This is a genomic window from Geobacillus sp. YHL (assembly GCF_022341265.1).
GTDB lineage: Bacteria > Bacillota > Bacilli > Bacillales > Anoxybacillaceae > Geobacillus > Geobacillus thermoleovorans.
The window spans coordinates 21,964-29,172 of record NZ_JAEIGB010000029.1; the positions used below are offsets into that span (position 1 = coordinate 21,964).

Annotated in this window: 8 protein-coding genes; 3 read left to right on the forward strand and 5 right to left on the reverse strand. The window is 52.2% G+C overall.

Translation table 11 applies throughout. The features are described from left to right. Window positions 1-115 precede the first annotated feature (115 nt). Window positions 116-463, forward strand: a complete 348-nt coding sequence (locus tag JCR24_RS16340; RefSeq protein WP_011232408.1) for a YuzC family spore coat inner layer protein — start codon at window positions 116-118, stop codon at window positions 461-463. 293 nt (window positions 464-756) lie between these two features. Here the strand turns inward: JCR24_RS16340 and JCR24_RS16345 are convergent, their stop codons facing one another. Continuing rightward, window positions 757-909 (reverse strand): hypothetical protein, encoded by a 153-nt coding sequence (locus JCR24_RS16345; protein WP_014196648.1) that lies wholly within the window; start codon window positions 907-909, stop codon window positions 757-759. Window positions 910-1,619: 710 nt separating this feature from the next. Further along, window positions 1,620-1,778 (reverse strand): hypothetical protein, encoded by a 159-nt coding sequence (locus JCR24_RS16350; protein ID WP_011232413.1) that lies wholly within the window; start codon window positions 1,776-1,778, stop codon window positions 1,620-1,622. Between the two features lie 172 nt (window positions 1,779-1,950). Here JCR24_RS16350 and JCR24_RS16355 point away from each other — a divergent pair, with 172 nt between their 5' ends. Next, window positions 1,951-2,556 carry a biotin transporter BioY gene (locus JCR24_RS16355; RefSeq protein WP_011232414.1) on the forward strand — a complete coding sequence of 202 codons (606 nt, stop codon included), beginning with the start codon at window positions 1,951-1,953 and terminating at the stop codon, window positions 2,554-2,556. Window positions 2,557-2,665: 109 nt separating this feature from the next. Here the strand turns inward: JCR24_RS16355 and JCR24_RS16360 are convergent, their stop codons facing one another. The 3 genes from JCR24_RS16360 to JCR24_RS16370 form a co-directional block, all read right to left on the reverse strand. After that, the gene (locus JCR24_RS16360; protein WP_021321790.1) at window positions 2,666-3,664 is read right to left on the reverse strand and encodes an inorganic phosphate transporter; all 999 of its coding nucleotides are present in this window, start codon (window positions 3,662-3,664) and stop codon (window positions 2,666-2,668) included. 18 nt (window positions 3,665-3,682) lie between these two features. Then, a complete protein-coding gene (locus JCR24_RS16365; RefSeq protein ID WP_011232416.1) occupies window positions 3,683-4,303 on the reverse strand; it encodes a DUF47 domain-containing protein in 621 nt (206 codons plus the stop codon). Window positions 4,304-4,577: 274 nt separating this feature from the next. Continuing rightward, window positions 4,578-6,071 carry a leucyl aminopeptidase gene (locus tag JCR24_RS16370; protein ID WP_238981020.1) on the reverse strand — a complete coding sequence of 498 codons (1,494 nt, stop codon included), beginning with the start codon at window positions 6,069-6,071 and terminating at the stop codon, window positions 4,578-4,580. 184 nt (window positions 6,072-6,255) lie between these two features. Between JCR24_RS16370 and JCR24_RS16375 the strand changes: the two genes are divergently transcribed. After that, complete coding sequence (locus JCR24_RS16375; protein WP_238981019.1) at window positions 6,256-7,065, forward strand: cobalamin-binding protein; 810 nt, start codon at window positions 6,256-6,258, stop codon at window positions 7,063-7,065. Window positions 7,066-7,209 lie beyond the last annotated feature (144 nt).

Below are 7,209 nucleotides of genomic sequence, written 5' to 3' on the forward strand. Positions count from 1 at the left end.
CGCCTGCGCAATGCATAAAGAAGGAGCGAAATCGCCGTTTGGCTTCGCTCCTTTTTGGCTGTTTGCACATATCGTAATATCGGATTCCATTTCCGGAAAGGAGGCGCAAGCAGCCATGTTCACCCCGTTCCCGCGGATGCCGGCCGGCCCGTACCCTCCGATCGACCCGGCGCTCTTTTCCCAGTCCGCCGCCACGGCGCAGACGCTGATGAACGATGCTGCCACCGTTTTGAAAAAACTGGCCGAATCCCGTTCGTTTGCGGCCTCGGTCATGTCGGCCGCCCAAGAAGGAAAAACGGATGAAGTGAAGCGCCTCATCCGCTCGCTTGGCATCCGCTCGAAAACCGATGTGTATTTCAATCCCGACGGCATCCGCCTGACGTTGTCGCCGCCGCCTGGCGCGTTTCCGTGCTGCCAGCTCGTCATCGGCTTGCGTTGGAACGTGTTTCCGCCTTTTAGGTGAGTCTCGTCTTTCACCCTGATCGTTTTGGAATCTTTTCCATTCACCGCTTCGATCGAGGCGGGCGCCGCTTCCAGACCATGCATGGCGCTGGAAGCGGTGTTGTCGTTTGCGCCCTGTCCCGCCAGACAAAGCGGGTAGACAACCCCTTTCACACAAAAACGGTTCTTGATCCGGCCGCCGACTTTAGTGAACCAAAAAAGCCGTCGTCTCATCACCGTCCAGCACCAACGCCTCAACGAACTTGCCCGGACATCGTCTCCCGACGGCTCCTTCCGTTCACACTGCGCATCCGATTACGTACGTCGATAGATGATATCACCGACAATGATCGTGATCAAAGAAATCAACATCGTCAGCTTGACCGCCTTGTAGTCTAAAAAGCGCAGCACTTGTTCTTCAAACATGTAGACGAAAAAGAAAATAACCATCAGCACGGCAACAAACAAGACAAACCTTTTTTTCGATTCATGGAAACCGGTTCTCCTTCATCAAAATGCATCCAACATTCAGGCTTTCTCTACATTTTTCTTATTAGAACGGAACAAACAGACGAATAGCGGAATGACGTGAACAAGCAGCGAAAGGCCGATAAACGTTGTGGGAATCCCGAGGTTGTAAAGATATCGAATGCTTTCATTCTTCTCAATCAGCCAATATCATAGTAAACCACGAAAACGAACAAACCGATCAAAAACAATACAATCAAAACGATCTCTAACAAATTGAGTTCACCCTTTATTTATTCTGAAAAGAGTAAATCCTCCAGGTAATTATTATATTTTATGGTCTGTTTGGGTTTTTCATAGAACTTTTGACGCTACCTCAGTCTCTTACCAAGTACACGTTATGGTAAATAAACTATATATTTACAATTAAAATCTTACTGGAAATAAAAAAAAGGAACTTTATTACCATATCAAAAATAGGTATTTATTCATAAAAATCAATAAATTCATTTTCTTCTCTTTTCATGCCGAAAAACCCATTGAAAAACGAGCACGACATTCGAGCCGGCAGCATTTTATCAGAACGACAAGACCTCTCTAAGGGAACTCGATGGGGAGGCGGCCATCTTTTTTCGCTCGATCCTCCGGCTTTTTCGAGGCGCGAATCGGTCCAAGACGTTTTTCTTTCCCATCCATCCGCGCCCCTTCTTTTACGCATTGCCGTTTTCATCCGTCGGCTGCCGAGCCCCGATTTCCGCCGGGGTGCGCAAATCGTAGCCGTCGTCGTGTTTGCTTGTATGGATGATGTCTTCGTTCGCCCCCATTTTGCTCGCCCGCTTCAGTTCCTCATCCGGCACGAACCGATCCATTGACAAGACCTCCTTTCACGCTCCTCGCCGCGTTGTCCGCATGAAGCGCTCGAGGAGTCGTTTTTCTTATCATCCCCCCAAGCCGCTTTATCATCCGCCGAAAAAAGAGGATTGACAGCCTAGCGGTTGTTCGGTACGATTTTGTTAACGGACAAAAAAAGGGGGTTTACATATGGAAGGACGGACTTCACTTCGACCGATTGACATGACGCTCGCCGCCATGTTCGTCGCCTTGATGGCGATCGGGGCGAACATTACGTCGTGGGCGCCGTTTCTTGTCGTCGGCGGTGTTCCCATTACGCTGCAGACGTTTTTCTGCGTCTTGGCCGGAGCGGTGCTCGGGCGGCGGCTCGGTGCGGTGGCGATGATTGTGTACATGCTCGTCGGCCTCGCCGGCGTGCCGGTGTTTGCCAAATTCAACGGCGGACTGTCGATGATTTTCCAACCGACATTTGGCTTCATTCTTTCGTTTATCGTTGCCGCTTATGCGACCGGATGGGTCATCAACCGCGGCCCGCAGCCGGCGTCAAAAGCTCGTTTCGTCACCGCCGCACTCGTTGGCATGGTCATCAACTATGTCATCGGCACGAACTGGATGTACATGGCGTACAAACTATGGGCGGAAGCGCCGGAAGGGCTTTCGTACGGCATGGTGTGGGGCTGGATGCTTGCCCCGCTGCCGAAAGACATTTTGTTGTCGATCGTCGCCGGCTTGATCGCCCCAAGGATTTGCCGGGCGATCGGACGCTCCTCCGCCGCGGACCGTTCGGCGGCCTAAACACGAAAAGAGTCTGACCCAAAAGGGAAATTTTCCTTAAACAAAACACAACATAGGAAAAACAATAAGAAAGGGTGTCCCGATCTGTTGGGACACCCTCTTTCATTCGTTAGAAAAATAAACGGAGAACCTGGTACACAAACCCAGCAATCAACGCTGACACTGGCAAGGTGATGATCCATGTCAGCACAATGCGGCGAGCGACGCCCCATTTGACGCCTTTCACCCGTTGGGCGGCGCCGACCCCCATGATGGCCGAGGAAATGACGTGCGTCGTGCTGACTGGCAAATGCAACAACGTGGCGGAAAAAATGACGAGCGCCGAGGATAAGTCCGCTGCCGCCCCATTGACAGGGCGGATTTTCATAATTTTTCCACCGACCGTTTTGATGATCTTCCATCCGCCGACAGCCGTCCCCAATCCCATGGCTAAGGCGGCAGAAATGCGCACCCATTCCGGCACGACATCTGAGTGGTGCATTTCGGCAGCGATCAGCGCCATCGTAATGATGCCCATCGTTTTTTGGGCGTCATTCGTTCCATGCGTATACGCCTGCAATGCAGCCGTTACAACTTGAAATAGACGAAACCCTTTGGTTGTTCTTGTTAAATTGGCGTCTTTAAATAAGAAACGAAACAAACTCATAATGACAAACCCAACACCCATCGCCAAAAATGGAGAAATAATCAATGATTCCAAAATTTTAAGAAAACCTTGGTAGTGGATTACATCCCAGCCAGCGGCGGAAATGGCTGCCCCAGCGACCGAACCGATGAGTGCATGCGACGAGCTGCTCGGAATGCCATAATACCACGTAATTAAGTTCCAGGCAATGGCAGCAACCAGCGCTGCCAAAATGACGAGAGAACCGTTCTCAAGGGTGAATGGATCGACAATGTCTTTCGTAATCGTTTTCGCGACGCCGGTAAAGGTGAGCGCGCCGATAAAGTTCATCGTCGCAGCCAAAATAATGGCTTGACGCGGCGTGAGCGCCCTTGTCGACACCGATGTGGCAATGGCGTTGGCCGTATCGTGAAAGCCGTTGATAAAGTCAAACGCCAATGCGAAAATGACGATGCAGATCGTTAAAATCAGGATCGTATCCATAAACACAGCGTCCCCTTTTTATGCGTTGCGCATGATAATCGTCTCTAACGTATTGGCGACATCTTCACAACTGTCGGCAATCTCTTCCAACATTTCGTAAAGCTCTTTGTATTGAATGATTTTAATCGGGTCTTTTTGCGTCACAAACAAGTTTTTGATCGACGCGCGCAAAATTTCGTCGCACTTCGTTTCATAGTCCTTGATTTTAATGGCATGTTGGCGCATATCGAGCAATTTTTTGTTCGCAAGCAGTTCGAGGGCGTGAACAATTTCAATCGTGCTTTGATAAATATAGTCAAAAAACTTCACCATATGTTCATCGATGTCCGTGAACGAAAACATTTCAAACCGCGCCGAACATTGCTCAAACCCGTCAAGCACATCATCCATTTTCATCGCCAACTGGTGGATGTCTTCCCGCTCGATCGGCGTAATGAACGTTTTGTTCAATTGGACGACCAGTTCATGGATGAATGAATCGCCCTTTCGTTCGTACTCTTTCATGACGCGGGCAAATTCTTTCAAGTCGCTTACGCTTTGAATTTTATACTCGACAAAATATTGCGCCGCTTCCTTCACATTTTCCGAAATCGTAAACAACATGTCGAAGAAAACGTCTTTTTTCGGTGAAAAAATCATATCGGACACCCTCCATTTGCGAAATCAAAATCACCGCTACTTATTGTAACAATTTACACAGCATTTACAATAAGACAATAAAAAACTTTACACGAAATTTACACTACATTTACATTCTGTTCGCTTTTCCTGCTATGTACTATAGTAGCGTGCCAAACAAAAGCCGAAGCTATGCACGTCCGCTTCGGCTCGTTCGCTGCCGGCATACCCCGCCCTCACACTGGGCGCCTCTGCGCCAAGGCAGCGCCTGTCGATCAGCCTGCCGGCGTTCGTTTTATTCAAACCGCTCGACAAACGCGGTGAGCGTGCGCACCATCACGCCTGTCGCCCCAGCCGGACCGAGGTCGCCGTCTTTCTTTGTGGCGGCCGTGCCGGCGATATCCAAATGCACCCACGGCGTATCTTCCACAAATTCGCCGATGAACGCCCCGCCCATAATGGCGTGTCCTTCCCGCCCCGGAGAATTGTTCAAGTCGGCGATTTTGCTGCTTCGCACCCGCTCGCGGTCGTTTTCTGTAATGGGCAGCCGCCAAATGAACTCCCCGGTTTCCATCGACGCTTCAAGCAATTGCTCAAACAGCTCCTCATTGTTCGTCATCGCGCCCGTTTTGTCCGTGCCCAAGGCGACGATCACTCCGCCCGTCAACGTGGCGACATCGATGATATAGCTGGCGCCGTGCTGTTTCGCATAGGTCACCGCATCGGCCAAAATGAGCCGTCCTTCCGCATCCGTGTTTTTCACTTCAATCGTTTTTCCGGACAGCGACGTAATGACATCGTCCGGCTTGAACGCCTCGCCGCTGATCATATTGTCGGGCGCCGGAATGACGGCGAGCACGTTTTGTTCCGGCCGCAGTTCGCCGATGGCTTCCATCGCCCCGAGCACCGCCGCCGCGCCGGCCATATCGGTTTTCATGTCGACCATGCTGTCGCGCGGCTTCAAACAATAGCCGCCCGTATCGAACGTCACCCCTTTGCCGACGAGGGCGATCACGTCTTCCCACTCGTCTTTTCCTTGGTATTTTAAGACGATCAGTTTGGGCGGCTGTTTCGAGCCTTGATTGACGGCCAAAAGCGCTCCCATGCCGAGCCGCTCCATGTCTTCTTTCTCCAAAACTTCATAGTCAAAATCGTATCGGTTCGCGAGCTTCACGGCATAATCAGCCAAATCCGACGCCGTCAGCAAATTCCCCGGCGTATTGACAAGCGTGCGCGCCGAATTCGTCGCCTTCCCGTATACCGAACCGACAAACAAGCTCGCTTCAATTTCTGCCGCTTCGGCCGCCGTGTAGACGATGAGCGATTCGAGCTGGTAGTCCGGTTGTGACTTTTTCTGCTTATACCCAGGGAATTCATACGTCGCCAAGTGATAGGCTTCCGCCAAGGCGTGCGCCGCTTCGTTTCCATCGACGGCCTCGGTCGTAAACGTGTCCAGCGCGACCGCCGCTTTCGTCCGCTTCGCCTGCTTCAACGCGCGAAACAGCTTGCCGAACACCTCGCGCAGCCGCTCAAACGTCAACTCTTCTTTTTTGCCGAGACCGACGAAATACAGCCGCTTCGCCCCCATCGGCAAAAATGGATGAACGGTGGCGATGCGCCCCCGCTTCGCGGAAATATCGCCTTCTTTCTGCAGTTCCGACAGCCGTCCGCCAAGACGGGCATCGTATTCGCCGGCAAGGCCGCTCCATGAATTCGCCCCTTCAAACAAACCGATGACAAGCGCTTCATCCCGTTCCTCCACCGACGGCAAAGGTTTTACCGTAAACATCGTCTCATCCCTTTCCATGTTGATTCATTCCCACCTTCATTATAGCGAAGCAAAGCGATTCTTTCGACTATCTAACTTTTCTCTCCTTGCGTTCATGCAAAAAAATCAGCTGAAACGGACAGGAAATCACGCAGGGCAAGGCGAATCCGTAATCATCACGATGATTTAGAAAGGACCGACGCTGATGAGAATCGTTTCCCTTTGTCCAAGCAACACCGAACTGCTCGCCTATCTCGGCCGCCTTGACGATGTCGCCGCCGTCGACGATTCGTCCGACTGGCCGCCGGAAGTGAAGCAGCTGCCGAAAGTCGGGCCGGATCTGCGCATTGATATGGATCAAGTCGAGGCGCTCAAACCGGATCTCGTCGTCGCATCCCTAAGCGTGCCCGGCATGGAGCGCAACGTCGAGGAGCTCAAACGGCGCGGGCTCCCGCATCTCGTGCTGGCGCCGAATTCGCTCGATGACATTGCCAACGACCTTCTTCGGCTTGGCGAGGCGCTTGGCGAAACGAAAAAAGCGGCCGAACTCGTCCGCCGCTATCATGACGTGCTTGATTGGCATCGCGAGCGGGCCGCATCGGCTGAACCGTCCCGCCTTTATTGGGAATGGTGGCCGCGGCCGATCTTCACACCGGGCGGCGCCAACTGGCTGAGCGAACTAAGTGAGCTCGCCGGCGGGCGCAACATTTTCTCCGACATCCCGCAAGCGAGCGTTCAAACGGAATGGGACGACGTTCTCGCCCGCAATCCGTCGCACATCTTGCTCGTTTGGGTCGGCGTGCAGACAAAAAAAATGAGCCCGAAAGCCGTCACGGCGCGCCCGAATGCCCAACAGGCCGAGGCGGTCCGCACTGGGAACATCCATATTTTGGAAGAATCACTCTATTGCCGTCCGTCTCCGCGCCTCTTGGTCGGATTAAAAAAATTGGCGCCGCTTTTGCATCCGGCGCTGTTCCCTCCCGCTGACGACAGCGATCCGCTCCTTGGCGGCTGACGAGCGGGAGCCCTCCTTTAACTTTTCGATTCCAAATATTGTTGACGAACACGAGTGTTGATTATCCAAAATTATACATACGCCTTCCATAAATTTGGGCATACTCAAACAAAGCAGCGGCCATCCCGGATTTCCAATCGAGAG

Bases quoted from the DNA above. Each gene is read 5' to 3' on its own strand.
- JCR24_RS16355 (WP_011232414.1), top strand. From the start codon at position 1,951: ATGGAAGGACGGACTTCACTTCGACCGATTGACATGACGCTCGCCGCC.
- JCR24_RS16350 (WP_011232413.1), bottom strand. From the start codon at position 1,778: ATGGATCGGTTCGTGCCGGATGAGGAACTGAAGCGGGCGAGCAAAATG.
- JCR24_RS16365 (WP_011232416.1), bottom strand. From the start codon at position 4,303: ATGATTTTTTCACCGAAAAAAGACGTTTTCTTCGACATGTTGTTTACG.
- JCR24_RS16360 (WP_021321790.1), bottom strand. From the start codon at position 3,664: ATGGATACGATCCTGATTTTAACGATCTGCATCGTCATTTTCGCATTG.
- JCR24_RS16375 (WP_238981019.1), top strand. From the start codon at position 6,256: ATGAGAATCGTTTCCCTTTGTCCAAGCAACACCGAACTGCTCGCCTAT.
- JCR24_RS16340 (WP_011232408.1), top strand. From the start codon at position 116: ATGTTCACCCCGTTCCCGCGGATGCCGGCCGGCCCGTACCCTCCGATC.
- JCR24_RS16370 (WP_238981020.1), bottom strand. From the start codon at position 6,071: ATGTTTACGGTAAAACCTTTGCCGTCGGTGGAGGAACGGGATGAAGCG.